This window comes from Pseudomonas sp. 5P_5.1_Bac1 (assembly GCF_025466015.1).
Lineage (GTDB): Bacteria > Pseudomonadota > Gammaproteobacteria > Pseudomonadales > Pseudomonadaceae > Aquipseudomonas.
Genome location: NZ_JANLNX010000106.1, coordinates 128,741 through 154,624 on the forward strand (window position 1 = coordinate 128,741; position 25,884 = coordinate 154,624).

The window sequence follows — 25,884 nt, forward strand, 5'->3', positions numbered from 1 at the left end:
GTTGTTTTACGACGGACTTGCACACACTCGCGCCGCCCGCTTTGCCGAGCAGGTGGCACACTACCGAGTCATTCAATGTTCACTACAACGACATGACGCTTGCGCGGTGCTTACTTGGCGGTCATCCGCAGCGCGCCGTCGAGCCGGATGACTTCACCGTTGAGCATCGGGTTCTCGACAATCGACTGGACCAATTGTGAAAACTCGCAGCCGCGCCCCAGCCTGGGTGGGAAAGGTACAGTCTTGCCCAACGAGTCCTGAACGTCCTGCGGCAGGCCGAGCAGCATGGGCGTTTCGAAGATGCCCGGAGCGATGCTCATGACCCTGATGCCGAAGCGTGCCAACTCGCGGGCAATCGGCAGGGTCATGCCAACCACGCCGGCTTTGGATGCGGCATAAGCCGCCTGGCCGATCTGGCCATCGAACGCCGCCACCGATGCGGTCGTCACTACGACGCCTCGCTCACCTTCAGCGTTGGGGGCATTGAGGTTGATTACTTCGACAGCCAGACGAATAGCGTTGAAAGTCCCGACCAGGTTGATCATCACCCCGCGGGTAAAGCTGTCCAGGGCGTGCGGCCCCGCTTTTCCACAGACTTTTTCGCCGGGGGCAATGCCGGCACAGCAGATCAGCCCATGCAGTGAACCAAAGCGGACCACCGCCAGGTCGACGGCCGCCCGCATTGAGCCTTCATCCACCACATCTGTGCGGATGAACGCCGCTTGGGGCCCCAATTGGTCTGCCAACGCTTCGCCGCTGGCGGCGTTGAGGTCCGCCAGGACTACGCTTGCACCAGCCTTGAGCAAGTGCCGGGCAGTGGCTGCGCCAAGGCCCGAAGCACCACCGGTGATGAGAAACACAGAACCTTCAATCTTCATCAAGAACCTCCAACAGTGTTAATGCGTTGCAGTGAAGTTGGCTGACCGTCGCTGGCAGAATGCGTTGACGCCCTCGGCGAAATCGTCGGTCGCAGACAGCGCGACGAACTGGGCCTTCTCGGCCTCCAGGGTGCCCGCCAGGTCAGTTTGCAAGCCGTCTCGCAGCAGGCGCTTGACGCCTGCCTGGGCGCCGGCAGCGCCACTCGCCAAGCGTTTGGCAAGCTCCAGCCCCGCAGCTGGAAGGCCTGCCGGCGGAACGACCTGGACCACCAAGCCGAAGGCTTGCGCCTGGTGCGCATCGAGTTTGGTGTGCAACAGGGCCATGGCCAGTGCCCGGTGCAGGCCGAGGTGACGCGTGAGATGCCAGCTTGCGCCACCGTCAGGGGTCGCGCCGATCGCGCCATACGCCAACAGTAATTGCGCGTCTTCGGCGGCAATCAGGATGTCGCATGCAAGCGCCAGCGACAGGCCGAAGCCGGCGACCGAGCCGTTGATCAGGCCGAGCACCGGACACGGCAGCTCAGTCAGGCCGATAACCGCTTCATTGACTGCGTCGATCAGTAACTCGAGCTCCTCGGCACAGGCCGCCTTCGACTCGTCAAGCAAGGTCTGGAAGTGGCGAACATCGCCTCCCACCATGAAATGCTCACTGGTGCTGCGCAGCACCACCACGCGGGGGGACCGAGCGACCAGACTGCGCACACAGTCGCGCAATGCCACCCCCATGGACAGGTCGAAGCTGTTTCGTGTGGCGGGACGGTCGAGGTTGATAAAGGCGATACCCTGCTGATATTCCACGTGAATACCGGCAACCTGCGCCGCGTTAACCAGCCGATTGTTCATGGCATCTCCTTGCGAGCTATTGGCGTCTCGATGCCCAAGCGCTCAGCGAGCAGCTCAAGCCGATCACCGCCCCAGAACAGCTCGCCGCGATAAATGAAGGTGGGGGCGCCGAATACGCCCAGACGCTCGGCCCGCGCCAGGGTGGCGCTCAGTGCAGCCTCCGCGTGCTCAGCGCGATACGCCTGCCACGCCGCAGGCGCGAGACCGACCTGTTCCATCAGTGCCTCGATGGCTTGAGGGCTTTCGAGGTCGAAGTCCTGATTCCAGAAACGCTCGAGCAGCGGCAGGCAAAATTCCCACAGGGTGTTCTGCGTCTTGGCAAACAGCATGGCCTGGCTGGCCAGTTCGGCGGCCCAGAGTTTTTGCGTTGCACGGATCGTGCGCCCTTGGCGGTGGGCCAAGCGGCGACAATCCATGTATAGGTACTTGAGCTTGGCCACTTCACGCGACGGCCGTTGTTCAACTTCCCCGCCATAGGCCGAGCGGAAGTCGGTGATGTATGGCCACCAGTCGATACCCACGCCGCTGCGCCTGGCCAGCGCACGCGCAGGCTCGATGGCCAAGTACGAATATGGACTGCGCAAGTCGATAAACGCGTCGATGACTACGCCATCAGCAAGGCTCATGGGCTACTCCTGGACCTGAAACAGGTTGTGCTTGGCTTGCGCAGAGCTGGCGACATCCACCCACTGATCGCGCAATAGGTCCAACGCACGGCCCACCGCCGGCCTGCCACGCAACCGTGCATACCAGGCTTTGAGCTGGGGATAGTGATCCAGGGTGACACCGGTCATCTTGTGCACACGAACCCACGGAAAACACGCCATGTCGACGATGCCGTACTCACCGCAGATGTACTTGCGGCTGGTGAGACGCTCGTCGAGCAGCTTCAGCAGTCGCCGCGTTTCAGCCTGATAGCGCTCGATCGCATAGGGTACGGGTGCTGCGGCATAGCGGAAAAAGTGCTGCGCCTGGCCCATCATCGGCCCCAGCCCGCCAACCTGCCAGAACAGCCACTGCAGTGTTTCTGCACGCCCGCGCACGTCGCTTGGCAGGAACATGCCAGTTTTTTCCGCGAGGTAGACCATGATCGCGCCACTTTCGAACAGGGTGATCGGTGCCCCGCCCCCCTGCGGCGCATGGTCGATGATCGCCGGGATCTTGCCGTTCGGATTAACCGCGCGATACCTCGGCTGGTGCTGCGCGCCGCGAGTTATATCGATCGGCAGGGTGCGATAGGACACCCCGAGCTCTTCAAGCAGGATGTGGATCTTCTGCCCGTTCGGGGCTGGCCAACTGTAGAGTTCAATCACTGAAAACCTCCAGATCAGTTGCGTTCGCCGTGTGCTGCCAGGTGCTGGTCACGCCGTTGCCAGCGTCGGCTTGGGGTGCAGCAGGTCGTCGTAGTCGTCCAGTGACGGAAACTCCAGCGACGGACGCTCATCCAGGGTCAGCAGGTGCTGGCGGTATTGCTCGAGGTATTCGCGGCGCGCTTCGACGCTGATGTATGGCACATGGAACGCGACAAACGGCGGTAGCACCGAAAGCCCAACGTAGCCAAGCACGCCGCGCTGGATCGGCCGTAGCAGGGTATCGAGCTCGCCGTGGATGGCGCCGGGACCAAACATGTGGTCCTGCCCACCGAGGGAGAACGCGAGCATCGCCTTCTTGCCCTTGAGGCCGCCCCGGTCATAGATGCGCACTCCGCCGTAGCAAAAGCCGGAGATGAACACGCGATCGATCCAGCCCTTCATGATCGCCGGCATGCTGAACCAGTAGATGGGGAAGTTGAGGATAATCAGGTCAGCCCACTTGAGCTTTTCCAGCTCCTGGGCGATGTCTGCTGCCAGTGTGCCGGTGTTGTAGGCATTGCGTTGTTCGAGGGCGTAGATCAAGTGCTCGCTGTTGGCCCGCTCATGGAAGTCATCGGCAGTAGCGACCGGGTTGAAGTTCATGGCATACAGGTCAGACACCACTACAGCGTGCCCCTGGCCCTCGAGAACCTCGACGGCCAGTTTCAGCATGGCCGTATTGAAGGATTGCGGCTCATGGTGCGCGTGGACAATCAGTACGTTCATAACAGCTCCCTGGGTCAGTGATAGCTCCACTGTACGGAGTGCTCAGGCGCTGCTACATTGGCAATATTGACTATTTTTATGCGTTTTTTGCCAATATGAAAACAATGCCCCTTCGCGCCGCGATCCTTGCCATCGACGGCTGTTATGCCTCCAGCCTGGCCGGCTTTGGCGATGTCCTGCATGTCACCAATGCCCACCTGAGCCGCCAACAACACAAGACCGGCGGCGCCATGTCGCGCCCGTTCAGGTGGGAGTTCGTCTCTCATCAAGGTAAGCCCGTCACGGCCTGCAACGGGCTGACGGTGAACAGCACCGCGGCGTTGTCCAGTGAGCCGTACGACATCATTTTCATCCCGGGCCTGTATTACTCAGGGCATGATGCGTTCCAGCGCAGTCTGGACCACGCCCGCCCCCAGCGTGAATGGCTGGAGGCGCAGTGGCGCAAGGGCGCGGTGGTGGCGGCAAACTGCACGGGCACTTTTCTGCTGGCAGAAACCCGGTTGCTGGATGGCCGCCAGGCCACTACCACTTGGTGGCTGGAAAAATTGTTCCGCGATCGCAACCCCAATGTCGACCTGCAACTGCGTTCGATGGTGACCGAGCAGGACCGGCTCTGGTGTGCGGGCGCGTCGGCCTCTTACCTGCTCCAGGCGGTGCGCATGGTCGAGCATTTTTGCGGCGTCAATACCGCCACCCTGACCGCCAAGACGATGCTCATCGACACCAGCCAGACCACCCAGTTGCCCTACCTGCCGCTGCAGATGGAGTCGGTGCACGGCGATACCATGGTGGCCAAGGCGCAACACTGGTTGCTCAAGCACTTCGCTGAAGACGTCAGTATGCCGCAACTGGCCGCCGCGCTGTCGGTCAGCGTGCGCACGCTGATTCGCCATTTCAACGATGTGCTGGGGACGACGCCACTGGCCTATCTGCAGAACCTGCGTGTCGAAATTTCCATGAAGTTGCTCGAAAGCGGTGACCTGAGCATCGAGGAGATTGCCAATCAGGTCGGCTACCAGAACGCCAGCTCCTTCACCCGCCTGTTCCGCCAGCATGTGGGTGCCACACCGGCGGCGTATCGAAATCGCTTCGCAAGCATGCTACGAGGTTAGAGATACAGAACGTGCACGCAGGGCGACCGGCCGCTAACAGCCGATCCCCTGGGTGATCACACCTCCGTCAGGCGACCTTCTTCAGCGCGATAACACGCCCACGCAAGATATCCAGCAGCACCGCCTCCTGAGCCAATGCGGCCTCCATCGCACGCTCTTTTACATGGCCATATCCACGAATCTGCTCGGGCAACGAGGCGAGTTTCACGGCCGTTGGATGGTGCGAATTTCCTCCCTGCTGAGTCAGCGTGCCGAGAATCTCCTCCACCACCGTTTCGTAGCGTTCGATCAGCGCGCGCTCCTGACGCCGCTCGTGGGTATAACCAAACGGATCGAACACGCTGCCGCGCAGGAAGCGCAGCTTGGCCAAGACCCGGAAGGCAGGAATGATCCAAGCGCCGAACTCGGTCTTCTTCGCCATGCCAGTATCGCCGTCACGCTTGGAGAGCATCGGCGGCGCAAGATTGAAAACCAGCTTGTAATCACCCTCGAACTGCTCGGAGATTCGCTGCAGGAAACCACTCTCGGTGTGCAGGCGCGCGACTTCGTACTCATCCTTGATCGCCAGTAGCTTGAAATAGTACTTAGCCACTGCGCGGGTCAGGTCTTCGTGCTGCCCTGACAGCGACTGTTCCAGATTCCGTACCCGCTGCACCAGGCTGACATAGCGCTGGGCGTATGCGTCATTCTGGTACGCCGACAGGTAGGCCTGACGCGTACTAATCTGCTCATCGAGGGTGCTGACCGGGGCAGGCGACACACCGGACAACTGCGAGGTGGATCTAGCCGCCAGACGCTGCTCCAGCGCCTGTGGATTGAGCGCCGCCTGGCGCCCCCAGCGGAAGGCCTCGGTGTTCATTTTCTTGGCCGTACCATTGAGTTCGATAGCGGCTTCGATGGACACCGCGGTCAACGGGATCAACCCGCGCTGATAAGCGAAGCCGAGCATGAACATGTTGCTGGCGATGCTGTCGCCGAGCACCGCCGTGGCTATCCGGCCAGCGTCGACGAACTCGGCATGGTCCTGCCCGACCGCCTTGATGATGTTGCTGCGCAGCCCTTGTGTGGGGTATTGCATGTCAGCGTTTCGGGTAAAGGCGCCGGGCATGGTCTCCTGGGTGTTGGCGAGCACGTGGGTACTGCCATGACGCGTGGTCGCGAGGGTTTTCGCGTTGCCCGCCACGATCAGATCGCAACCGAGCACCAGGTCGGCGCCACCGGCAGCTATTCGGATGGTCTTGATCGACTGCGGATCAGGCCCGAAGCGCAGGTGGCTCCATACCGAACCACCCTTTTGCGCCAGCCCTGCCATGTCGAGCAAACCGCAACCACGTCCTTCCAGGTGCGCCGCCATGCCTAGGATGGCGCCGATGGTCACCACGCCCGTCCCCCCCATGCCTGCCACCAGGATGCTGTAGACTTGGGTGTCGATGCTGGGTCGCGTGGGTTCTGGCAGCAGCGGCACCTGCTCCTGTACAACCTGGCCAGGCTTCTTGGGCGTACCGCCCAGTACCGTGACGAAGCTGGGGCAAAAGCCTTTGACACATGAGAAGTCCTTGTTGCACGAAGACTGGTCGATGGCACGCTTGCGACCGAACTCGGTTTCCAGCGGTTGTACCGAGACACAGTTGGACTGCACACCACAGTCGCCACAGCCCTCGCAGACCAGGTCATTGATGACCACCCGCTTGGCGGGGTCGGGGAACGTCCCACGCTTGCGGCGGCGGCGCTTCTCCGCTGCACAGGTCTGGTCATAGATCAGGATCGAGGTACCAGTGACTTCGCGCAGCTCGCGCTGGACTTTGTCCAGCATATCGCGGTGATGGATGGTCAATCCTTCGGGCCAACGAGTATCGCTTGGGTATTTGAGCGGCTCGTCGGTGACCACTGCGATGCGTTTTACCCCTTCGGCATGTACTTGATGGGCAATCGCCGGCACGTTCAAGGTACCGTCGTGCTTTTGCCCGCCGGTCATGGCAACAGCATCGTTGAAGAGGATCTTGAAGGTGATGTTGGTGCCGGCGGCAACTGCCGCGCGAATGCCCAAAAAACCTGAGTGGAAATAGGTGCCGTCACCGATGTTCTGGAACATGTGCGCGCGTTTGGAAAAAGGCGCTTCGCCGACCCAGACCATCCCTTCGCCACCCATGTGGGTATAGCCTTGGGTCGAGCGGTCCATCGACTGAGCCATCCAATGGCAGCCAATGCCGGCATAGGCCTTGCTCCCCTCGGGCAGAACGGTGGATGAACTGTGTGGGCAGCCACTGCAGAAGTAGTAGCTGCGCGACAGCAGATCGGCATCGCCTTTGCTCGGCTGATACGCGCGCAGACGCTCGACTTGGGCACGCAGCGGCGCATTTTCCTGGAGCTCGAGCAGGCGTTCGCCCAAGGCGATAGCCACCTGGTTGGAGTCCAGCGCCATCTCCGACTGGAACAACACCTCGCTGTGCTCATCGAGCTTACCGACGATGAGCGGCGCGTCTGGCCGGCCATACAGCTGCTCTTTGAGTTGCAGCTCCAGCAGGCTTCGTTTTTCCTCGACCACCAGCACCTTGTCGAGCCCTTCGCAGAACTGCGCAGCACCCGCAGGCTCAAGCGGCCAGACCATGCCGACCTTGTACAGGCGCAGCCCGAGTACGGCTGCATCGGCCTCGCTCAACTGCAGGTCTTGCAAAGCCTGCAAGACATCCAGATAGCTCTTGCCGTGGGTAATCACACCCAGCCGAGCCTGGGGCGAATCGACCACACACTTGTCCAGCCCATTGACCCGAGCAAACGCACGTACGGCCCCGAGCTTGAACCGATGTAGGCGTGCTTCCTGTGCATGGGGCGTATCGGGCTGGCGGATATTGAGACCATCTGCGGGCAGGACGAAGTCGGCAGGGTGGACGATCTGAACGCGATTGATGTCGACGTCAATTGTGGCGGTAGCTTCGACAGTGTCCTTCACGCACTTGATGCCCACCCAACAACCGCTGTAGCGCGACAGGCCCCAGCCGATCAGGCCAAAGTCGAGGATCTCTTGGACCCCTGCCGGGCTGAGCACCGGAATCATCGCATCGACCATGGCGAACTCGCTCTGGTGACAGGTACTGGACGATTCGCAGGTGTGGTCATCGCCCATCAGTACCAGCACCCCGCCCAGCGCAGCCGTGCCCGCCAGGTTCGCGTGGCGGAAGGCATCGCCGGTACGGTCAACACCCGGGCCTTTGCCGTACCACATGCCGAACACGCCGTCGAACTTGCCCTCCCCGCTCAGGTGGGCTTGCTGCGCACCCCAGATGGTGGTCGCCGCCAGGTCTTCATTGATGCCGGGCTGGAACAGTACATTGTGTGCCGACAGGTACTGCTTGGCCTTGCCGAGCTGATCATCCAACCCGCCCAGCGGCGAGCCGCGATAGCCGGAAATGAACCCGGCCGTGTTGTAGCCCGCTTGTTGATCGCGCAGATGCTGGCTCATCGATAGGCGGACCAGAGCCTGCGTCCCGGTAATGAAAATGCGTCCCTCGTCGAGCAGGTATTTGTCGTCCAGCTGGACCTTTTTCAGCGTCATGATTCAACTCCGCCCCTGGCTAAGGGGAAATTTATTCTTGTACTTGTAGGCGGATACGCCGCCAAACCGAGCGTTGCACGCTCGGCCGACGGCGGCACAGATCAGCGCCGTATGGCGGAGACTTCGATCTCAACCCGATAACCGGGGTTTGCGAGGCCCGCGACCTGGAACACCGAACGGGTCGGCAGGTTCTGCTGCTGGGCGGTGCCGAAGAACTGTGTGTAGCCCCGCATGAAACCGGCGTAATCCATCTTGCCGCCCGCCTCGTCCGAGCCGACCAGGTAAACCTGCATCTTCACCACATCCGCCAGGCTCAAACCCAGGTGTTCTAGCGTGCCCTGGATGCTTTTCAGCACACTGACCGTCTGGGTTTCAGTATCGCCATAGGCAGCAAGGCTCTGTGCATCGGCGTTGGCATCGATGGCCGGTGGCACCGCGCCACTGAGGTTGACCAGTGTGACGCTAGCGGGGATTTCGATCGCCAGCGAGATGGGAAAGTCCGAGTTGGGGATCTTGTGGCGGATGACTTCGGCCGCCTGCACTGCGGGCACTGCCAGCAGCGCCATGGACGAGAGCATCAGCGGGCGTACGATGTTTTTCAGCATGACCATTCCTTTTCTAATGAGGGCCTTGCGGCCAATCCACGACGCTAGCGCTGGGTCACCGAGCGAACATCCTCGAGCGTGACGCTGTCAGCAAAGGCGTTGCCAAAGTGGCTCCTGACGTAATTCACGACATCGGCGATCTGCTGATCGGACATGTAGTCCTTGAAGCCAGGCATGCCGCCTTGCCCCGAGCTGACCATGAACACCGGGTAGACCTTGGCGGCCAGTTTTGCGTTGGCGGCCAGCGCTGGATACGCACCGGCACCGCTGGCGCCTTGTGCCTGAGGCATGTGGCAGCCTTGGCAGACCTGGTGAAACAATGCTTCGCCGGTACGTTCATCGAACTTGCCGGACGTCGACAGATCGCCGTCGGCGGCCCAGGCGCCGACATTGCCGAGAGCGCCGATGAACAGTGCCAGCCATGTGTGCTTGTGCATGATGAGCTCCGGATTCAGGCCGCCTGGTGGCTGGCGACGATATGGGTGTGCAGCCGCTTGATGGCGTCGAGCGACGACAGGATCGCCCCCTCCATCCACGCTGGAATACGTGACGCGTGCTCGCCAGCCAGAACGATGCGACCGTCGATCTGGCACAGGGTCTGGTAGTGCTGCTGGCGCAAGTTTTCCGTCCACAACCCATAGCAACCGTTGGTCCACGGCACACGGTGCCAGCCGACGGCGATGCCGTTGTCGAATTCCTCACGGTATTGTGGGTGGATCAAGGCGCCGTATTCCACGGCCTTGCGAACCCGCTCCTCGGGCGCCATCGCAGTAAACTCATAGGCGTTGGGACCAAACAGATACCCCCCCAGCAACACGCCTTTACCGGGCTTGCCGAAGTCGGTACTGGGGTAGCTGATCTTGCCGATAGGCGTGTCGGTATAGCTGATGCCACCGTAGATACGCTCGTCCTGCTCCCAGAATCGCCGCTTGAACTGCAAGCCGACCTTGACCGCCACTTCGTAGGGCACCGCGCGGATAGCGCTCATCATTGGCGCGCTGACTTGCACCGGGAGCTGCCCAAGGATCGACAACGGCAATGTGCAGACACACCAGTCCGCCGTTTCTTGAGCTGACGCCCCAGCGCCGCTACTGGACTGGTAGGTGACCGTGACGCCTTTATCATTCTGTTCGATCGCGGTGACCTTGGCGTTGTACTGGATCAGGTCGCCCACCTGTTTCTCGAACGCCTGGGCGATCTGGTCCATGCCGCCGACCGGCTGGAACAGGCTGGTCTGGAACTCGTAGTCCTGGCCTACGGCAATGCTTTGCCAGAGGTTTGAGTCGAGCAGGGCCTTACGGTCGAGCAGGTCAGAGGGCACCGGTTGACTCATCAGCCCGCCGCCTGCGTCGACCGCAAAGCCTCGACGCAGACTGGTTTCCAGTGACTTCTTGTAACTCCCGCTGGCGTCCAGCGCACCCCAACTGCGCATCGCTTCAAGCAGGCGCTGGCGGTCTTCGGCGGTGAGCGCCTGGTCGAGCGCATTCTGGTTGATCGCCTTACTCAACAACTCGGCGATATGTCCCTGGAAATCAGACTGCACCGCGCGATAGCGCACGGGCTTGCCGGCGAACGCCTTGGTCGAATGGACCATGGCGTTGTAGTTGACTTGAATGAACGGCTCCAGCGCGACCCCGAAGCGGTGGCAATAGTCGAGCACCGCATGGTGGTGGTAGGGAATCCGCCAGGGTCCCGGATTTAGATACAGACCCTGATCGAACGTGCAGTCCTGGGTTGCACCACCCAGCTCGACAAAACGGTCACCGCCGCGCAGCGTCCAGCAGCGCCCGCCCGGTTTGGCGTTGTATTCCAGCAGCTTGACCTCGTAGCCGGCCTTGCGCAGCTCGTAGGCTGCGGTCATTCCGGCCAAGCCGGCGCCAAGGATAAGGATCCGTGCCTCCTGCGGTGCGCCGCTCAAGGCAAAGCGTTGGTGATGCGGGGTTTCCCCGGCAAAGGCCAGGGCACTCATGGCCTGATACATCGCCGCCGCACCGGCAGTGGCGCCAATCCAGTGCAGCACCTGGCGACGGCTAAGGGGCATTGCGTGCGCTTGCATGTATAGAGTTCCTCTCAGAATGAATCCAACGGTCTCGGCCAACGCTTTTCTCCAGACGGCAAGCAGCCGCTCGGTTATCAAGCAACAGTCGAGTGACAGGTGGCAGGACGTTGTAACGGGCAATGCCCACTACAAAAACAGCACGTTATTGTTGTTTTAAAGCCGCAGGGTCGAACACGACTCGACCCTTCCTATTTCATGGAGGCGACTAATTTTTATTATTGGTATTACACGTAAATCACCGGCCGGGACGGCGCCAGAGGTAATACAGCACTAAGGAGGCGAATACGCTGAAAAGCAGGCCAACACTCAAAGATATCTTGTGGCCCAGCACAGTGCCGAATCCACATCCCACGATAAGCGCCAGCACGAGAAAGCAGCGATCGCTCTTTTGATAGTCTGGCCGAATGAAGCAACTGACGAACTCAAACACTTCGGTTTCCTTGGTAACAAATACAGGTCGTGCAGCGACTCTAAGTCCTACCCCTGGCACTCGGCTTGTACGTTTGTAGGTAAAAACTGCCTGGTGGTGCGTAAACGCATCATCAGCCGTTGATCTCGCGTCGCCGATACGCCCCGGGGGTGCTGCCGGTCCAGCCACGGAAGGCCCGATGAAAAACCGCCGTTGAATCGAACCCCAGCCCTTGGGCAATGTGTGCAATCGACAGGTCGGTGTGGATCAGTTGCTGCACCGCGATGTCCCGACGCAATGCATCCTTGACCAACTGATAGCTGGTGCCTTCGTCCTTCAGTCGGCGCGTCAGCGTCCGGGTCGAGAGCAACAGGGCATTGGCCGCATCCTGAATGCAGCAGTCTTGCTTGGGGTTGAGCAGCAGATGCTGACGGACCTGTTGCGCCACTAGGCGCTCTTTGAGGGTGGTGAATAGCCAGTAGCGCGGCGCCGCCTGGAGAAACGGCAACAGTTCGGCCTTGCTCCGACTGAACTTCATGGCGCCCCAGTGGGCATCGAAGCTCAGCGAGGTATTTCCCTGCTCGAAAGCCACCGGCGCCGGAAACATGTGCATGTACTCCGAGGCGTATTGCGGCCGAGCAAAGGCAAAGGTCACCGCGTGCAAGGGGATCTCCTGGCCTATCAACCATGACGCAATACCATGGGCCAGTTTCATCATCAGCTCATGACCAAAGCGCTGCATGTTGGCGTCGCCGTCGCGGGGTATCAGGGCGATCACCACCAACCCCGCCTGTTCAGCGCAATCGAATCGGTAGTCGTCGAGCAACAGGTTCCAGAAACGGGTGAACCGGTACATAGCGATCGTCAGGGACTTCGCATCGAGCAGGCTGGCGCACAGATACTTGAGCGTGCCGCTACGAATCCTCCGCGAGCACTGGCCCATCATTTCGTCGTCGCTACCCAGCGCAACCTCCTGATAGAGGCGCACGAACTGATCGTAAGTTACCCGTGCACCCGGGGCATCAAGCAGGTGCTCGGCAATCCCCGCCGCACTGACGAAGCGCTGGATGTCGGCCGCGCCGCAGATGTTCTGCGCCCCTTGCAACAACCCCTGGACAAAGGTCATCGGCAAGGTGTTGTCCACTGAGTGATCCACTGGCTATACCTCTTTCGCATTCATCTTGGCTGGCGCGATATGCAAATCATTCGGCGGATCGAGTGATTTAAAAGCAATGCCCGCGATCGCTAAGCTAGGTCAACCGAGGCCAGCGGCGCAAGTGCTACCGGACTTAGGGCTTAGCAAGCGCATTTGCACATGGCCAACAATGCAACTTCTGCTGGTCACCATTCGGAACGCCTGCCGAGCCTGACCGTGTCGGCGCAAAACATGGCGAAAGCCCATCCTGTATTTGTACAAGTATCTGAAAAACAAGATTAATTATTACTAGACGGTATACGAGGACAAGAATATGACCGTAAGCTCCGTTCCAACCATCAAACTGCTGATCGACGGCAAACTGGTGGAGTCACGCACGACTCAGTGGCGTGACGTGGTAAATCCGGCAACTCAGGAAGTACTCGCACGGGTCCCTTTCGCCACCGCCGAGGAAATGAACGCGGCTGTGGCCAGCGCCAAGCACGCTTTCAAGACGTGGCGTAAAACGCCAATCGGCACCCGCGCACGGATCTTCCTCAAGTATCAGCAGCTGATTCGCGAGAACATCAAGGAACTGGCTGCGATACTCACCGCCGAACAGGGCAAGACCCTGCCTGACGCAGAAGGAGATGTATTCCGCGGGCTCGAGGTGGTCGAACACGCGGCGAGCATCGGCAACCTGCAACTGGGTGAGTTGGCCAACAACGTAGCAGGCGGCGTTGACACCTTTACTCTTCTGCAACCGCTGGGCGTTTGCGCAGGCATCACCCCGTTCAACTTCCCTGCGATGATCCCGCTGTGGATGTTTCCGATGGCGATCGCCACCGGCAACACGTTTATCCTCAAACCTTCCGAGCAAGATCCGATGGTCACCATGCGCTTGGCCGAGCTGGCGCTGCAGGCCGGTGTGCCACCGGGCGTGCTGAACGTGATTCACGGAGGTGCCGACGCAGTCAACTTGATCTGTGATCACCCAGACATCAAGGCTGTTTCATTCGTCGGTTCTACCGCGGTTGGCACCCACGTATACAACCGTGCAACCCAGAACGGCAAGCGCGCGCAATGCATGATGGGCGCCAAGAACCACGCCATCGTGCTCCCCGACGCCAACAAGCAACAGACTATCAACAGCCTGCTCGGCGCTGCCTTCGGTGCCGCTGGCCAACGGTGCATGGCGCTGCCGGTAGTGGTCCTGGTCGGTGAGGCGCAAAGCTGGGTACCTGATCTGATCGAAAAATCCGGAAGCCTGAGTATCAACGCCGGCGTTGAAGCCGGCACCGATGTCGGCCCAGTGGTATCTCGCGCAGCGCTGGACCGCATCAGCGGGTATATCGCCAGCGGCATCGACCAGGGCGCGACCCTGGAGCTCGACGGCCGCAACCCCGAAGTGCCTGGCTACCCGCAGGGCAACTTCATCGGCCCTACTATCTTCTCGGGCGTGACCACCGACATGAGCATTTACCGGGAAGAAATCTTCGGCCCGGTGCTGTGCGTGATCAACGCGGACTCGTTTGCCGAGGCCATCGCGCTGATCAACGCCAACCCGAACGGCAACGGCACCGCACTGTTTACCCGTTCAGGCGCCGCCGCACGGCATTTCCAGGAAGAGATCGACATCGGCCAAGTCGGCATCAATGTGCCCATTCCGGTACCAGTGCCGCTGTTCTCGTTCAGCGGATCGCGCGCCTCCAAGCTTGGCGACCTGGGCCCCTACGGCAAGCAAGTGGTGCAGTTCTATACCCAGACGAAGACCGTCACCGAGCGCTGGTTCGACGAAGATGAAACGGTCGGCAGCGTCAACACCACGATTACCTTGAAGTGACCTGATTCCCCCTGGCGCTCGCCGTAGGGTGAGCGCCTGCTTCTGGAGCCGTTTTCATGCAATTTGAAACAATCCTGCTGGAAATCCACGAGCGCGTCGGCCTCATCACACTCAATCGGCCCAAGTCGCTGAATGCCATCAACAGCCAAGTGATCGATGAAGTGAATCTGGCGCTGGATCGCCTGGAAAATGATCCTCAGATCGGCTGCATGGTTATCACTGGCTCGAACAAGGCATTCGCCGCCGGTGCCGATATCAAGGAAATGGCCGAGTTCACCTACCCCCAGGTGTATCTCGATGATTTTTTCTCTGCCGCCGACCGGATCGCCAATCGACGCAAACCCCTCATCGCCGCAGTTGCCGGGTACGCCTTGGGCGGTGGCTGTGAGTTCGCGCTGATGTGCGATTTCATCTATGCCGCCGATAACGCCCGCTTCGGACTGCCGGAGATCTCCCTCGGGGTGATACCCGGTGTCGGCGGCACCCAGCGCTTGGCGCGAGCAGTTGGCAAGGCCAAGGCCATGGAGATGTGCCTGAGCGGTCGCCAGATGGACGCTCACGAGGCTGAGCAAGCTGGCGTGGTGGCGCGCGTACTGTCGCTGGAGACGCTGCTCGAAGATACCTTGAAAGTCGCCAACACCATCGCCGAGCGGTCGCTGCCGGCCACCATGCTGCTCAAGGAGAGCGTCAATCGCGCATTCGAATCCAGCCTGAGCGAAGGGGTGCGCTTCGAGCGTCGGGTGTTCCATTCGCTGTTTGCCACGACAGACCAGAAAGAAGGCATGGGCGCGTTCGTGGAAAAGCGCGCTGCGCAATTCAAGCACCAATAAAGCCATTTGAAGAAAAGGACACGCCATGAATATCGGATTTATCGGCTTGGGCAACATGGGTGCGCCAATGGCGTTGAACCTGCTCAAGGCCGGCCATCAATTGACTGTTTTCGACCTCTCGGCCTGCGCCTTGGCGACGTTGGTGGAAGCAGGCGCCACGGCAGCCGACTCCCCCGCAGCAATTGCCAAAGGCAATGCGCAGATGATCGTAACGATGCTGCCGGCGGCCGCCCATGTGAAGTCAGTTTACCTGTCCGGTGAAGGCCTGCTGCAGCATGTCCGCCCCGGTGTGGTGCTGCTTGACTGCTCGACTATCGACCCACTGACCGCTCGCGAAGTGGCCAAGGCCGCCGCCGGTCACGGCAACCCAATGCTCGATGCACCGGTGTCCGGCGGCACCGGCGGTGCCAGCGCCGGCACCTTGACGTTCATGGTCGGTGGCACGCCGAACGACTTCGAACAGGCCCGCCCGGTGCTCGAGGCGATGGGCAAGAACATCGTCCACTGCGGCGATGCGGGCAACGGCCAAGTGGCCAAGATCGCCAACAACATGCTGTTGGGCATCTCCATGGCCGGCGTATCTGAGGCGATGGCGCTAGGCGTTGCCTTGGGCATGGATGCCAGCGTACTGGCCGGCGTGATCAACACCTCCAGCGGCCGCTGCTGGAGTTCGGAAGTCTACAATCCCTTCCCCGGCGTGGTCGATACGGCACCCGCTGCACGCGGCTACACGGGCGGGTTCGGCAGCGACCTGATGCTCAAGGACCTTGGCCTGGCTACCGAAGCGGCTCGCCAGATTGGCCAACCAGTGCTACTCGGTGGCTTGGCACAGCAGATCTACCAGAGCTTTAGCACGCAGGGTAACGGCGGCATGGACTTCTCCGCGATCATCAACAGCTACCGCCGCAAGGCCGACCTATGAGCAGCGGTCCAGCGCTGGTGCTGGCCGCCGTGCGCAATCGCATCGGCCACCTCACCCTCAACCGCCCAGAGGGCCTGAACGCGCTCAACCTGCCGATGGTGCGCCTGCTCGAGGAGCAACTGTGCGCCTGGGAAGCAGACGCCGATGTGGTCGCTGTGGTGTTGCGCGCAGAAGGCGAAAAAGCCTTTTGCGCGGGTGGCGACATCCGCATGCTCTACGATAGCCATACTTCGGGCAGCGACCAGCACTTGCTGTTCCTTGAAGAAGAGTATGCACTCGATGAGCACCTGCATACCTACAGCAAACCCATCCTCGCCCTGATTGACGGCCTGGTCCTTGGCGGAGGCATGGGTCTGGTGCAAGGGGCTGCGCTGCGGGTGATCACCGAGCGCACACGGATGGGCATGCCGGAGGTGGCGATCGGCTTCTTCCCGGACGTCGGCGGCAGTTACTTCCTGTCGCGCCTGCCCGGCGAACTGGGAACCTACCTCGGCGTCAGCGGCATCCAGGTGCGGGCAGCGGATGCGCTGTATAGCGGCCTGGCCGACTGGTGCATCAGCAGTTCGCAGATCGCCGAACTCGATCACTGCCTGAACAACATGAGCTGGAGCGACACTCCGCTTGGCGAGCTGCAGGCCCTGCTAGCCACGCTCGGCGTGCGCAAGCTGCCCGGCTCCGAACTGAAAGCCCAGCGCTCCGCCATCGATGAACATTTTGCCGCAGACGAACTGCAGGCCATCTGCCGCTCGCTGCGCGGCGAAACCGCCCCCGCGCATGCCGATTGGGCCGAGGAAACCGCCGAGCTGCTCAACAGCCGTTCGCCGCTGGCCATGGCCACGACGCTTGAACTGCTGCGCAGGGGGCGCCAGCTCGACCTGCACGCGTGTTTCCAGCAGGAACTCGCCCTGGCCGCGCCCTGGTTCGCCGAGGGCGACCTGATCGAAGGTATACGCGCGCTGATCATTGACAAGGACAAGCAGCCGCGCTGGCGCATCGCTGGCGTGTCCGCGCTCGAGCCCGCACACGTGCGGTCCATGTTCAAGGCCCCAACGCGCGTTGACAGCCAACAGCGTTCGGCCTGAGTAAGAAGGTGACCTCTATGCAAGACCTTGAACTGAACGAAGAGCAACGGATGATCCGTGACATGGCGCGTGACTTCGCACGGGGGGAAATCGCCCCCCGCGCGTCTGACATGGAGAAAGCCGGCTGGATCGACGACACGCTGGTGGCCCAGATGGGCCAACTGGGCCTGCTCGGCATGGTCGTCCCCGAGGAATGGGGCGGCACCTACATCGATTACGTCGCCTACGCGCTGGCAGTCGAAGAGGTGTCTGCGGGCGATGCCGCAGTCGGCGCCCTGATGAGCATCCACAACTCGGTAGGCTGTGGCCCGGTGCTGAACTACGGCAGCCAGGCCCAGAAGGACACCTGGCTGAGTAGCTTGGCCAGCGGCGAAACCATCGGTTGTTTTTGCCTGACCGAACCGCAGGCCGGATCGCAGGCCGACAACTTGAAAACCCGAGCGCAGCTGTGCAACGGCGAATGGGTCATCAACGGCGCGAAGCAGTTTGTCAGCAATGGCCAACGGGCCAAGCTGGCGATCGTATTCGCCGTGACGGACCCAGAGCTGGGTAAGAAGGGCCTGTCAGCCTTCCTGGTGCCGACTAATACACCCGGCTTCACGGTTGATCGCAGCGAACACAAGATGGGCATCCGCGCATCCGATACTTGCGCAGTGACCCTGCACGAGTGCCGCATTCCTGAAGCCAACCTGCTGGGAATACGCGGTAAAGGCCTGGCCATTGCCCTGTCGAACCTCGAAGGCGGGCGCATCGGTATCGCCGCCCAGGCGCTGGGCATTGCTCGGGCGGCCTTCGACGCGGCGCTGGTCTACGCCCGTGAGCGCATCCAGTTTGGCAAGCCGATCGCCGAGCATCAAAGCATCGCCAACATGCTGGCCGACATGCACACACAGATCAACGCCAGCCGACTGTTGGTGTTGCATGCGGCACGCCTGAAGAGTGCTGGCCTGCCATGTTTGTCAGAGGCGTCCCAAGCAAAACTGTTCGCCTCGGAAATGGCTGAACGGGTCTGCTCCAAGGCTATCCAGGTCCACGGCGGTTACGGCTATCTGGAGGACTACCCGGTGGAGCGGTTCTACCGCGACGCGCGCATCACCCAGATCTATGAAGGCTCGAGCGAGATCCAGCGCCTAGTGATCGCTCGCGAGCTGGCCAACTACACCCTCTAGGAAAGGCTCCCCCGAGGGAGTGGGCAGTTCATGCCCGATGACAGAAAGGACAATTGCACATGAACGACGTGTTTTTCGCAGGCACAGCAAGGACCGCTATCGGCAGCTTTGGCGGTTCGCTGAAAGACATTCCCTTGGTCGACCTTGCCACCACGGCCGTGCGCGGCGCATTGGCCCACGCCGACGTGGCCGCCGACGCTATTGGCCATGTGGTGATGGGCAATGTGGTACCGACAGAGCCACGCGACGCTTACCTCTCGCGCGTTGCCGCGATTAATGCCGGTCTTCCTCAGGAGGTGCCAGCGTTCAACGTCAACCGCCTGTGCGGCTCCGGGCTGCAAGCGATTCTCTCAGCGGCCCATGGCATTCAGCTTGGCGATTATGGGCTGGCGGTCGCTGGCGGCGCCGAGTCGATGAGCCGCGGTCCGTACATGCTCCCGACGATGCGGTGGGGCGCGCGACTGGGCGACTGCCAGGCCATCGACTACATGAACGGCATTCTTCACGACCCATGGAAGCGTTTTCACATGGGTGTGACCGCCGAGAATGTTGCTGCGCGCTTCAATATCTCGCGCGAAATGCAAGATGAACTGGCAGCACTCAGTCAGCAGCGAGCCGCACTGGCTATCGCTGAAGGGCGCTTTCGTGAGCAGATCGTCCCGGTCGAGTTGCGCTCACGCAAAGGCGTTAGCCTGTTTGAGACGGACGAGAATGTGCGCTCACAGGTCGATCACCAACGTCTGGCCGCCATGCCTGCGGTGTTCCAGGACGGCGGTTCGGTCACCGCCGGCAATGCCTCAAGCCTCAACGATGGCGCTGCGGCGGTGGTCATCGCAGGCGCTGACGCCGTGCGCCAGCATGGCTTGCGGCCACTGGCCCGCTTGGTAGCCTACGGCCACGCAGGGGTTGACCCCGCCTACATGGGCATGGGGCCGGTACCGGCAACGCGGCTTGCCCTCAAGCGCGCCGGCCTGTCTATTGCCGACATCGACGTCGTCGAATCCAACGAAGCGTTTGCCGCCCAGGCCTGCGCGGTGATCCAGCAACTCGACCTCGACCCACTCAAGGTCAACCCGAACGGCTCCGGCATCTCACTGGGTCACCCGGTTGGCGCCACAGGTGCGATCATCACCATCAAGGCGATCCATGAACTGCGTCGCACAGGTGGGCGCTACGGCCTGGTGACCATGTGCATTGGCGGTGGCCAAGGTATCGCCATGGTGATCGAACGGCTTTAACACCAGGCCCCTTCATCGGCTGGCGAACCACAAACGTACTATCTATCCGCAGAATCGCAGCCTTAGACTCGCAAAAGGACAAGGCTGCGCGATGGCGAGAGGCAGCACCGTACCCTTGTCAGTCGATCACAAGTTGGAGCGCTCATCATGCCCGACAACCAAGCGAAGCAGGACTGGGTGAAACTGGCGGACCCGAACGCACGCGTGGAGCGCTTCGAGGCCTTCTTCGGATCGCATGCGTTCGATCCTCACCGCCATGACACCTACGCCATCGGCCGCACCGTTTCAGGCGTCCACCGTTTTCGCTACCGGGGCGAGTCCAGGGTATGCCTGGCTGGCGAAACCATGATCATCCACCCCGATGAACAACATGATGGCTGTGCTGGCTCGGAGTCGGGCCTGCGCTATCGGGGTATCTACATCCCCCCTGCGCTCGCCCAGGAGATCATGCAAGGCAGACCCTTGCCGTTTTTCTCGGCGGGCGTCAGTCATGACTCGCGGATAGCCAACGCGACCGATGCGCTGCTAAGCGCGCTCGATGAGCCGTTTGATTCGCTTGCCGAAGATGATGCCCTGTACGCCTTCATGGTGCTCATGACAGAACTCAGCGGAGCGCCTATCGACAAAGCCGCCGCCCACTTTGCCAGTGCGAGGCTCGCGCGGGAGTACATGGATGACAACCTCGATCTACCGATAACGCTAGATGACCTTGCCACGTGCGCCGGCCGAGACCGCTGGAACCTGTCCCAGGACTTTCGCACCTTCTTTGGCACCAGCCCACACCGCTACCTCACATTGCGCCGACTGGATCGGGTCAAGCAGCTGGCGCTGGCCGGCAAGCCACTGGCCGAGGCTGCTCCAGAAGCAGGCTTCTTTGATCAAAGCCATATGTCCAGGCACTTCAAGAAAGCCTTTGGGCTTTCCCCGTCGCGATGGTGCAGCCTGCGCAAAGCTTGACGCTTCGCCCGAGCAAGCGACGCCGATTCGCCCGCAGCACACTGGCGGAATATGCAACTCAATCGGCGGGTCGAGTTATTCAGTTGTGCACCATGCCTGATTAAGCTACCGACACCCCGTTTCATTAAAACGGCAACTTTCCTATTACGTTCTGTCCAGTCCGTAAGTTCCGCTGCACCCGTGCCACGCACTAGTGGCATCCATAACAAAAAACTCCAGCCACATATAAAGGTATTAAGGAGCTTTTAATGACGTCCTCTGATGCACTCAACATGCTTCGCAACCATCCTGGTTATCAGACACTTGTCCAGCGCAGAAATCGGCTGGCCTTTAGCCTGACCGTCATCGTGCTCGGCTGCTATTCACTGTTTGTATGTGCGGTGTCGTGGCGACCTGATCTGCTGCTGATAGAACCGGCAGTCCTTGGGCTGACCACCGGGATCTGGTCAGCCCTGGTGCTGATCATCGGCTCATGGTTACTGACCGCCGTTTATGTCGTACGCGCCAACGGCGCCTTCGACCACATGACACAGGTATTGCTGACCGAGGTGAATGTATGAAGCGGCTTATGCAAACAGGCGTAACGCTGGCCCTGTGCTCAGGCAGCACTTTGGCCTTTGCCGATGCTGCTGCGGCGTACCAGCGGCAGCCCAACTATACCGCTATCGGTATATTCCTGGCGTTCGTCCTGTCGACCATTGCGATCACTTACTGGGCCGCCGGCAAGACCCGCTCGGCAGCAGACTTCTACTCGGCAGGCGGCGGCATCAGCGGCATGCAGAACGGCTTCGCGATCGCGGGCGACTACATGTCTGCGGCCGTACTGCTCGGTGTTTCCAGCATGGTTTTTTCCAGCGGCTTCGACGGTATGATCTATTCCGTCAGCGCGATCCTCGGCTGGCCACTGATCATGTTCCTGATCGCTGAGCGCCTGCGCAACCTCGGCCGCTTCACCCTGGCAGACATCATCGCCTATCGCCTCGACCCCATTGGCACCCGGTTGTTCTCCGCGTTCAGCTCATTTGTGGTCGTGTGTTTCTACCTGATCGTGCAAATGGTCGGCGCCGGGCAGTTGATCAACTTGCTGTTCGGCCTTGACTACGAAATAGCCGTGGTCTGCGTGGGCGTACTGATGGTCGTGTACGTTACCTTCGGGGGGATGGTCGCGACCACCTGGGTGCAGATCATCAAGGCGGTCTTGCTGCTGAGCGGCGGCATCCTGCTGACCATCCTCGCGCTGCAACACTTTGGCTTCAGCGTAGCGAAGATGCTCGACACCGCCGTCGCCAGCCACCAGAACGGCGTAAAGATCCTTGGCCCTCTGAAGATTGCCAGTGATCCGCTGTCGATGATTTCACTGTCGTTGGGCTTGGTGTTCGGGATTGCCGGCCTGCCGCACATCATGATGCGCTTCTTCACCGTGCCGGATGCCAAGGCGGCGCGCAAGTCGGTCCTCGTCGCCTATGGGCTGATTGGCTTGTTCTTCATCCTCGTCTGCGTGCTCGGCACAGCGGCAATCAGCATCGTTGGGCAGCAGCCGCAATTCTTCGAGCAGGGCGTAATCGGAGGCCCGCTGCTGGGCGGCGTGAACATGGCAATCATGCACCTGGCCCAAGCGCTGGGCGGTGACCTGATGTTCGGCTTCCTCGCGGCAGTGGCATTTGCCACGATTCTCGCCGTGGTTGCGGGCCTGGCGCTTGCGGGCGCATCGGCGATTTCCCATGACCTTTACGCCAACGTCCTGTGCAAGGGCACACCGTGTCCCCAGACCGAAATGCGCGTCAGCCGCTGGGCGACCGTGAGTCTGGGCGTTGTAGCCGTCATCCTGGGTATCGCCTTCAAGGGCCAAAACGTAGCGTTTCTGGTCGCGCTGGCATTCGGTGTCGCGGCGTCGTCCAATTTCCCGATTCTGCTGTTGGCCATGTATTGGAAAGGTTTGACCAGCAGAGGAGCGATCTCGGGCGGCCTGATCGGGCTGATCAGTGCGCTGGTGTTGGTACTGCTGTCACCGGGAGTATGGGTCAAAGTGCTCGGACAGCCCCAGGCATTGTTCCCTTACGACTACCCTGCCCTCTTCTCGATGCCGCTGGCATTCGTCACCGCCTGGGCGGTTTCATGCCTTGATCGCAGCAACCGCAGCGTCGTCGAACGGGCGGCCTTCGAGCAGCAATGCATCCGCGCCGAAACCGGCTGGGGCGCTGATAAAGCCGTTCAGCATTGAGCCCTGGGCCGTGGCGCACCGGTTGGGGCGCCACGGCCTCTTGCAGTATTCAAAGCGGCAATGCACGGTCATGGACCACGCGCTTCATCACCAGGGTCGAGGTCAACCGCTGCACATTGGGCAGGGTTGACAAACGCTCATCGTAGAGCTTCTGAAAAGCCGGCAGGTCGACCGTAATGACATGCAGCAGGTAGTCGGGTTCCCCGAACAGCCGCTGTGCATCTACGATCTGGGCGATATCGATGAGCGCTTGCTCGAACGCCTCGACGGCCTTGCTGTTGCCCTCGCGTAGCGTCACGAACACCATCGCCGAAAAATTCAGGTTAAGTGCCCGCGGAGCCAACTGCGCCCGATAACTCAGAATAACCCCCGACTGCTCCAGCGCTCGCACCCGTCGATGACAGGGCGACAGACTGAGGCCCACGCGTTCAGCCAACTCGGTGACCGAAAGCCGACCGTCCTGCTGCAGTTCAGCAAGGATCTTTCTATCGATCTCATTCAAGTGGAATATTTTCCCCTTATAGGCATTGATTAATGGAATATTAGACAATATATGCCGAGACATTTCCATTATTCTATTGGTACTGAGCATCGTCTTCGTCACCCCCACTCGCGCTGCGTGGCGGGCGTTGTTCGGCGGCTGTTCGCCTATTGCAACACGCCAAAATATTCGACGTAAAAGGTAGTCCTTGATGACCTTGAGTATGTTTGCCGCCTTCTGGGCAGTGTCGTTGCTGTTCGTCATTACCCCAGGCGCTGACTGGGCTTATGCCATTTCTGCAGGCTTGCACGGACGGGTCGTTATCCCGGCGGTGGTCGGGCTGTTGATGGGCCATCTGATCGCAACCCTGGTAGTTGCCGCCGGTGTCGGTGGGATTGTCGCCAATACGCCCTTCGCCCTGACCATCCTGACGGTGGCGGGTGCGGCGTACTTGTTATGGCTTGGTTTCAATATGTTTGCCCACCCGTCAATACCGCAAGCCGGCGAGGACCAGCATTCAGACTCGGCGGCCCGTTGGACAGTCAAAGGGCTCTGCGTCAGCGGGCTCAACCCCAAGGTATTCTTGCTGTTTCTCGCGCTGCTGCCGCAGTTCACTTCGCCTGAGGCCAACTGGCCGATACCGCTGCAGATTGTTGCGCTGGGCCTGGTGCACACGTTCAGCTGTGGCGTGGTGTACTTGCTGGTCGGCTACGGCTCGCGGGCGGTCCTGCATGCCAGGCCCGCAGCGGCACAGTGGGTCAGCCGCGTGTCAGGGGTAGCGATGATCATTATTGCGCTGGTACTGCTGATCGAGCAGGCGCTGTACTGAATCAGGTTTCGCTCAGGTCATAGACGCAGGGATGCTCCCGAATTGCTTGATAGAGGAACAACGATGTCAGATCAATCAAACGCCCCCTATGTGACTCGCCCTACTCCACGGGTACGTATCCCCCATTTGCGGGAGATGAAAGTGCGCGGCGAAAAGTGGGCCATGCTCACCGCCTATGACATGTACAGCGCTGCGGTGTTTGAAGACGCCGGCATTCCGGTGCTGCTGGTCGGCGATTCCGCCGCCAACAACGTCTACGGTTACGCCTCGACGCTAGCGGTCACGGTCGACGAGTTGGTGCCACTGGTACGCTCGGTCTCGCGCGTCACCGAACGCGCATTGGTGATTGCAGACTTACCGTTCGGGTCCTATCAAGGGTCTGCCGAGCAGTGCTTCCATACCGCCGTGCGCTTCATGAAGGAAGGAGGCGCACACGCGGTGAAACTGGAAGGCGGCATCGAGATGCTCGCTCAGGTCGAGAAGCTCGTCGCTGCTGGCATACCCGTTATGGCGCATATCGGATTTACTCCTCAGGCAGAACATCAGTTGGGCGGGTATCGGATCCAGGGCAAGGGCGACGACGGCAATCGCCTGGTGGAGGTGGCAATTGCGTTCGAACGCGCGGGTGCCTTTGCCTTATTGATCGAAATGGTACCGGGTGAAGTCGCAGGTCGAATTACCGAGGCGGTTTCCATCCCCACCGTGGGGATCGGCGCCGGCAACGCCTGCGATGCCCAGGTGCTGGTCTGGCAGGATATGGCGGGGCTACGCAGCGGCCCATTGCCGCGGTTCGTCAAGCAGTACGCCGACCTGCGCAAGGTGCTCGGTGATGCAGCGCAGGCGTTTGCCGCAGACGTGGCAGGAGGCACTTTCCCCGGGCAGGAGCACACGTTCTAAACTTGGTCGCAGATATCTGGCACTTGCTGACCTTGCCCGCGTGCCCGCTAGAAGAAGTGGGCGACGTCCACCATGTTGTCGATTACTTCGCGCCCGTCAGTTGCAACAGGAAGAGGCCGCAGAGTGAAGGGACTGAGGGCCTCACGGCCACCATGCACCAAACGGATAATCGCCTCGATATAACGCGCCGCCGATTGAACATCGCCCCATCCCACGTACTCCATCAACGCCTTCGTATCCCACCAGTTGCGACTCGCCCAATTGGCGAACTCTCGACGCAACGAGTGCGCGGTGTACTGCTGGCCCGCGCCAGCCCCCCAGGCGTGGCTATCGCGGATAAAGACTCAGGCGCAGCGAAGCGAGCCAGTGGACCGAGCGCTTCGGGTAACTCTTGCCATTTGGTTCTTCTAGCACATGCAACCAGGGTAGTCCTTGGATCCTGTCAAGCATTCTACAGTCGGTTATAATAGTCGTCCGTTGTAGTTCGTAAGCTCCTGTGACCTAAGTCCGCCTGTAGGTCTTGAGCATCTCTGAGAGGTGCATCAAATGAGGCACTCGTATGTCGCAGCCAATGAAGCGAAGCAAGCCTTAAATTAGAAATTTCACTTTCAGCATGCAAGTCTCCATTCATTACGTCTACACTCCTATCAAAAACTTGCTGTATGAGTTGCCGAACATGACGATCTAAAAGACCGTCACGCCCAAAAACCGCAGAAAGTAAAGGCGTGCGTTCATCTGGTCTA

The 25,884-nt window shown here is 60.6% G+C and carries 26 protein-coding genes; 13 read left to right on the top strand and 13 right to left on the bottom strand.

What is annotated here, in order from left to right:
• Positions 1 to 110: 110 nt before the first annotated feature.
• Genes NTD82_RS23155 through NTD82_RS23175 form a run of 5 tightly spaced genes read right to left on the bottom strand, consistent with a single transcriptional unit; the run spans position 111 to position 3,799 of the window.
• Positions 111 to 878 carry an SDR family NAD(P)-dependent oxidoreductase gene (locus tag NTD82_RS23155; RefSeq protein WP_262130431.1) on the bottom strand — a complete coding sequence of 256 codons (768 nt, stop codon included), beginning with the start codon at positions 876 to 878 and terminating at the stop codon, positions 111 to 113.
• A gap of 18 nt (positions 879 to 896) precedes the next feature.
• Positions 897 to 1,721 carry an enoyl-CoA hydratase/isomerase family protein gene (locus NTD82_RS23160; protein WP_262130432.1) on the bottom strand — a complete coding sequence of 275 codons (825 nt, stop codon included), beginning with the start codon at positions 1,719 to 1,721 and terminating at the stop codon, positions 897 to 899.
• A complete protein-coding gene (locus NTD82_RS23165; protein WP_262130433.1) occupies positions 1,718 to 2,347 on the bottom strand; it encodes a DsbA family protein in 630 nt (209 codons plus the stop codon). The genes NTD82_RS23160 and NTD82_RS23165 overlap by 4 nt, the downstream gene beginning before the upstream one ends.
• A 3-nt stretch (positions 2,348 to 2,350) precedes the next feature.
• Positions 2,351 to 3,034: a glutathione S-transferase N-terminal domain-containing protein gene (locus NTD82_RS23170; protein WP_262130434.1), complete on the bottom strand. Its 684-nt coding sequence runs from the start codon at positions 3,032 to 3,034 to the stop codon at positions 2,351 to 2,353.
• Positions 3,035 to 3,082: 48 nt separating this feature from the next.
• A complete protein-coding gene (locus NTD82_RS23175; protein WP_262130435.1) occupies positions 3,083 to 3,799 on the bottom strand; it encodes an NAD(P)H-dependent oxidoreductase in 717 nt (238 codons plus the stop codon).
• Positions 3,800 to 3,903: 104 nt separating this feature from the next.
• Here NTD82_RS23175 and NTD82_RS23180 point away from each other — a divergent pair, with 104 nt between their 5' ends.
• Positions 3,904 to 4,911 carry a GlxA family transcriptional regulator gene (locus tag NTD82_RS23180; RefSeq protein ID WP_262130436.1) on the top strand — a complete coding sequence of 336 codons (1,008 nt, stop codon included), beginning with the start codon at positions 3,904 to 3,906 and terminating at the stop codon, positions 4,909 to 4,911.
• A gap of 67 nt (positions 4,912 to 4,978) precedes the next feature.
• On the opposite strand, the gene NTD82_RS23185 is transcribed toward NTD82_RS23180, so the two are convergent.
• The 6 genes from NTD82_RS23185 to NTD82_RS23210 form a co-directional block, all read right to left on the bottom strand.
• On the bottom strand, positions 4,979 to 8,464 hold the full coding sequence (locus NTD82_RS23185; RefSeq protein WP_262130437.1) for an indolepyruvate ferredoxin oxidoreductase family protein: 3,486 nt from the start codon (positions 8,462 to 8,464) through the stop codon (positions 4,979 to 4,981).
• 101 nt (positions 8,465 to 8,565) lie between these two features.
• Positions 8,566 to 9,069 carry a RidA family protein gene (locus tag NTD82_RS23190; protein WP_262130438.1) on the bottom strand — a complete coding sequence of 168 codons (504 nt, stop codon included), beginning with the start codon at positions 9,067 to 9,069 and terminating at the stop codon, positions 8,566 to 8,568.
• A gap of 44 nt (positions 9,070 to 9,113) precedes the next feature.
• Positions 9,114 to 9,506 (bottom strand): c-type cytochrome, encoded by a 393-nt coding sequence (locus NTD82_RS23195; RefSeq protein ID WP_262130439.1) that lies wholly within the window; start codon positions 9,504 to 9,506, stop codon positions 9,114 to 9,116.
• 14 nt (positions 9,507 to 9,520) lie between these two features.
• Positions 9,521 to 11,050, bottom strand: a complete 1,530-nt coding sequence (locus tag NTD82_RS23200) for a flavin monoamine oxidase family protein (protein WP_315974971.1) — start codon at positions 11,048 to 11,050, stop codon at positions 9,521 to 9,523.
• Between the two features lie 313 nt (positions 11,051 to 11,363).
• The gene (locus NTD82_RS23205) at positions 11,364 to 11,558 is read right to left on the bottom strand and encodes a hypothetical protein (protein ID WP_262130441.1); all 195 of its coding nucleotides are present in this window, start codon (positions 11,556 to 11,558) and stop codon (positions 11,364 to 11,366) included.
• Between the two features lie 112 nt (positions 11,559 to 11,670).
• Entirely contained in the window at positions 11,671 to 12,693 is a 1,023-nt protein-coding gene (locus NTD82_RS23210) for an AraC family transcriptional regulator (RefSeq protein ID WP_262130442.1), read from the bottom strand.
• A 159-nt stretch (positions 12,694 to 12,852) separates the two neighbouring features.
• On the opposite strand from NTD82_RS23210, the gene NTD82_RS23215 reads away from it, so the two are divergent.
• The 10 genes from NTD82_RS23215 (at position 12,853) to actP (ending at position 22,934) form a co-directional block, all read left to right on the top strand.
• Positions 12,853 to 12,975: a hypothetical protein gene (locus NTD82_RS23215; RefSeq protein ID WP_262130443.1), complete on the top strand. Its 123-nt coding sequence runs from the start codon at positions 12,853 to 12,855 to the stop codon at positions 12,973 to 12,975.
• Between the two features lie 31 nt (positions 12,976 to 13,006).
• Entirely contained in the window at positions 13,007 to 14,515 is a 1,509-nt protein-coding gene (locus NTD82_RS23220) for a CoA-acylating methylmalonate-semialdehyde dehydrogenase (RefSeq protein ID WP_262130444.1), read from the top strand.
• A gap of 56 nt (positions 14,516 to 14,571) precedes the next feature.
• Positions 14,572 to 15,345, top strand: a complete 774-nt coding sequence (locus NTD82_RS23225) for an enoyl-CoA hydratase (RefSeq protein ID WP_262130445.1) — start codon at positions 14,572 to 14,574, stop codon at positions 15,343 to 15,345.
• A 25-nt stretch (positions 15,346 to 15,370) separates the two neighbouring features.
• Positions 15,371 to 16,267 (top strand): 3-hydroxyisobutyrate dehydrogenase, encoded by an 897-nt coding sequence (gene mmsB / locus NTD82_RS23230; protein ID WP_262130446.1) that lies wholly within the window; start codon positions 15,371 to 15,373, stop codon positions 16,265 to 16,267.
• The gene (locus tag NTD82_RS23235) at positions 16,264 to 17,349 is read left to right on the top strand and encodes an enoyl-CoA hydratase/isomerase family protein (protein ID WP_262130447.1); all 1,086 of its coding nucleotides are present in this window, start codon (positions 16,264 to 16,266) and stop codon (positions 17,347 to 17,349) included. Before mmsB ends, NTD82_RS23235 begins: the two co-directional genes overlap by 4 nt.
• Before the next feature lie 17 nt (positions 17,350 to 17,366).
• Entirely contained in the window at positions 17,367 to 18,518 is a 1,152-nt protein-coding gene (locus tag NTD82_RS23240) for an acyl-CoA dehydrogenase family protein (RefSeq protein ID WP_262130448.1), read from the top strand.
• Positions 18,519 to 18,577: 59 nt separating this feature from the next.
• Positions 18,578 to 19,756, top strand: a complete 1,179-nt coding sequence (locus NTD82_RS23245) for an acetyl-CoA C-acyltransferase family protein (protein WP_262130449.1) — start codon at positions 18,578 to 18,580, stop codon at positions 19,754 to 19,756.
• A gap of 147 nt (positions 19,757 to 19,903) precedes the next feature.
• On the top strand, positions 19,904 to 20,713 hold the full coding sequence (locus tag NTD82_RS23250; RefSeq protein ID WP_262130450.1) for an AraC family transcriptional regulator: 810 nt from the start codon (positions 19,904 to 19,906) through the stop codon (positions 20,711 to 20,713).
• Between the two features lie 248 nt (positions 20,714 to 20,961).
• Positions 20,962 to 21,273, top strand: a complete 312-nt coding sequence (locus NTD82_RS23255) for a DUF485 domain-containing protein (RefSeq protein ID WP_262130451.1) — start codon at positions 20,962 to 20,964, stop codon at positions 21,271 to 21,273.
• Entirely contained in the window at positions 21,270 to 22,934 is a 1,665-nt protein-coding gene (actP, locus tag NTD82_RS23260) for a cation/acetate symporter ActP (protein ID WP_262130452.1), read from the top strand. Before NTD82_RS23255 ends, actP begins: the two co-directional genes overlap by 4 nt.
• Before the next feature lie 49 nt (positions 22,935 to 22,983).
• On the opposite strand, the gene NTD82_RS23265 is transcribed toward actP, so the two are convergent.
• A complete protein-coding gene (locus NTD82_RS23265; RefSeq protein ID WP_262130453.1) occupies positions 22,984 to 23,436 on the bottom strand; it encodes an Lrp/AsnC family transcriptional regulator in 453 nt (150 codons plus the stop codon).
• 190 nt (positions 23,437 to 23,626) lie between these two features.
• Between NTD82_RS23265 and NTD82_RS23270 the strand changes: the two genes are divergently transcribed.
• Together NTD82_RS23270 and panB are read left to right on the top strand one after the other, a co-directional pair.
• Complete coding sequence (locus NTD82_RS23270) at positions 23,627 to 24,244, top strand: LysE family translocator (RefSeq protein WP_262130454.1); 618 nt, start codon at positions 23,627 to 23,629, stop codon at positions 24,242 to 24,244.
• Positions 24,245 to 24,307: 63 nt separating this feature from the next.
• The gene (panB, locus tag NTD82_RS23275) at positions 24,308 to 25,141 is read left to right on the top strand and encodes a 3-methyl-2-oxobutanoate hydroxymethyltransferase (RefSeq protein WP_262130455.1); all 834 of its coding nucleotides are present in this window, start codon (positions 24,308 to 24,310) and stop codon (positions 25,139 to 25,141) included.
• A gap of 47 nt (positions 25,142 to 25,188) precedes the next feature.
• Here the strand turns inward: panB and NTD82_RS23280 are convergent, their stop codons facing one another.
• Positions 25,189 to 25,422 (bottom strand): hypothetical protein, encoded by a 234-nt coding sequence (locus NTD82_RS23280; protein WP_410017080.1) that lies wholly within the window; start codon positions 25,420 to 25,422, stop codon positions 25,189 to 25,191.
• Positions 25,423 to 25,884: the final 462 nt, after the last annotated feature.

Excerpts from the sequence above, each read along its gene's own strand:
- NTD82_RS23245 (WP_262130449.1), top strand. The coding sequence starts at position 18,578 with ATGAACGACGTGTTTTTCGCAGGCACAGCAAGGACCGCTATCGGCAGC.
- NTD82_RS23195 (WP_262130439.1), bottom strand. The coding sequence starts at position 9,506 with ATGCACAAGCACACATGGCTGGCACTGTTCATCGGCGCTCTCGGCAAT.
- NTD82_RS23160 (WP_262130432.1), bottom strand. The coding sequence starts at position 1,721 with ATGAACAATCGGCTGGTTAACGCGGCGCAGGTTGCCGGTATTCACGTG.
- NTD82_RS23235 (WP_262130447.1), top strand. The coding sequence starts at position 16,264 with ATGAGCAGCGGTCCAGCGCTGGTGCTGGCCGCCGTGCGCAATCGCATC.
- NTD82_RS23165 (WP_262130433.1), bottom strand. The coding sequence starts at position 2,347 with ATGAGCCTTGCTGATGGCGTAGTCATCGACGCGTTTATCGACTTGCGC.
- NTD82_RS23220 (WP_262130444.1), top strand. The coding sequence starts at position 13,007 with ATGACCGTAAGCTCCGTTCCAACCATCAAACTGCTGATCGACGGCAAA.
- NTD82_RS23190 (WP_262130438.1), bottom strand. The coding sequence starts at position 9,069 with ATGCTGAAAAACATCGTACGCCCGCTGATGCTCTCGTCCATGGCGCTG.
- NTD82_RS23225 (WP_262130445.1), top strand. The coding sequence starts at position 14,572 with ATGCAATTTGAAACAATCCTGCTGGAAATCCACGAGCGCGTCGGCCTC.
- NTD82_RS23200 (WP_315974971.1), bottom strand. The coding sequence starts at position 11,050 with ATGTATCAGGCCATGAGTGCCCTGGCCTTTGCCGGGGAAACCCCGCAT.
- NTD82_RS23175 (WP_262130435.1), bottom strand. The coding sequence starts at position 3,799 with ATGAACGTACTGATTGTCCACGCGCACCATGAGCCGCAATCCTTCAAT.
- mmsB (WP_262130446.1), top strand. The coding sequence starts at position 15,371 with ATGAATATCGGATTTATCGGCTTGGGCAACATGGGTGCGCCAATGGCG.
- NTD82_RS23250 (WP_262130450.1), top strand. The coding sequence starts at position 19,904 with ATGCCCGACAACCAAGCGAAGCAGGACTGGGTGAAACTGGCGGACCCG.
- NTD82_RS23215 (WP_262130443.1), top strand. The coding sequence starts at position 12,853 with ATGGCCAACAATGCAACTTCTGCTGGTCACCATTCGGAACGCCTGCCG.
- actP (WP_262130452.1), top strand. The coding sequence starts at position 21,270 with ATGAAGCGGCTTATGCAAACAGGCGTAACGCTGGCCCTGTGCTCAGGC.
- NTD82_RS23180 (WP_262130436.1), top strand. The coding sequence starts at position 3,904 with ATGCCCCTTCGCGCCGCGATCCTTGCCATCGACGGCTGTTATGCCTCC.
- NTD82_RS23240 (WP_262130448.1), top strand. The coding sequence starts at position 17,367 with ATGCAAGACCTTGAACTGAACGAAGAGCAACGGATGATCCGTGACATG.
- panB (WP_262130455.1), top strand. The coding sequence starts at position 24,308 with ATGTCAGATCAATCAAACGCCCCCTATGTGACTCGCCCTACTCCACGG.
- NTD82_RS23255 (WP_262130451.1), top strand. The coding sequence starts at position 20,962 with ATGACGTCCTCTGATGCACTCAACATGCTTCGCAACCATCCTGGTTAT.
- NTD82_RS23155 (WP_262130431.1), bottom strand. The coding sequence starts at position 878 with ATGAAGATTGAAGGTTCTGTGTTTCTCATCACCGGTGGTGCTTCGGGC.
- NTD82_RS23270 (WP_262130454.1), top strand. The coding sequence starts at position 23,627 with ATGACCTTGAGTATGTTTGCCGCCTTCTGGGCAGTGTCGTTGCTGTTC.
- NTD82_RS23185 (WP_262130437.1), bottom strand. The coding sequence starts at position 8,464 with ATGACGCTGAAAAAGGTCCAGCTGGACGACAAATACCTGCTCGACGAG.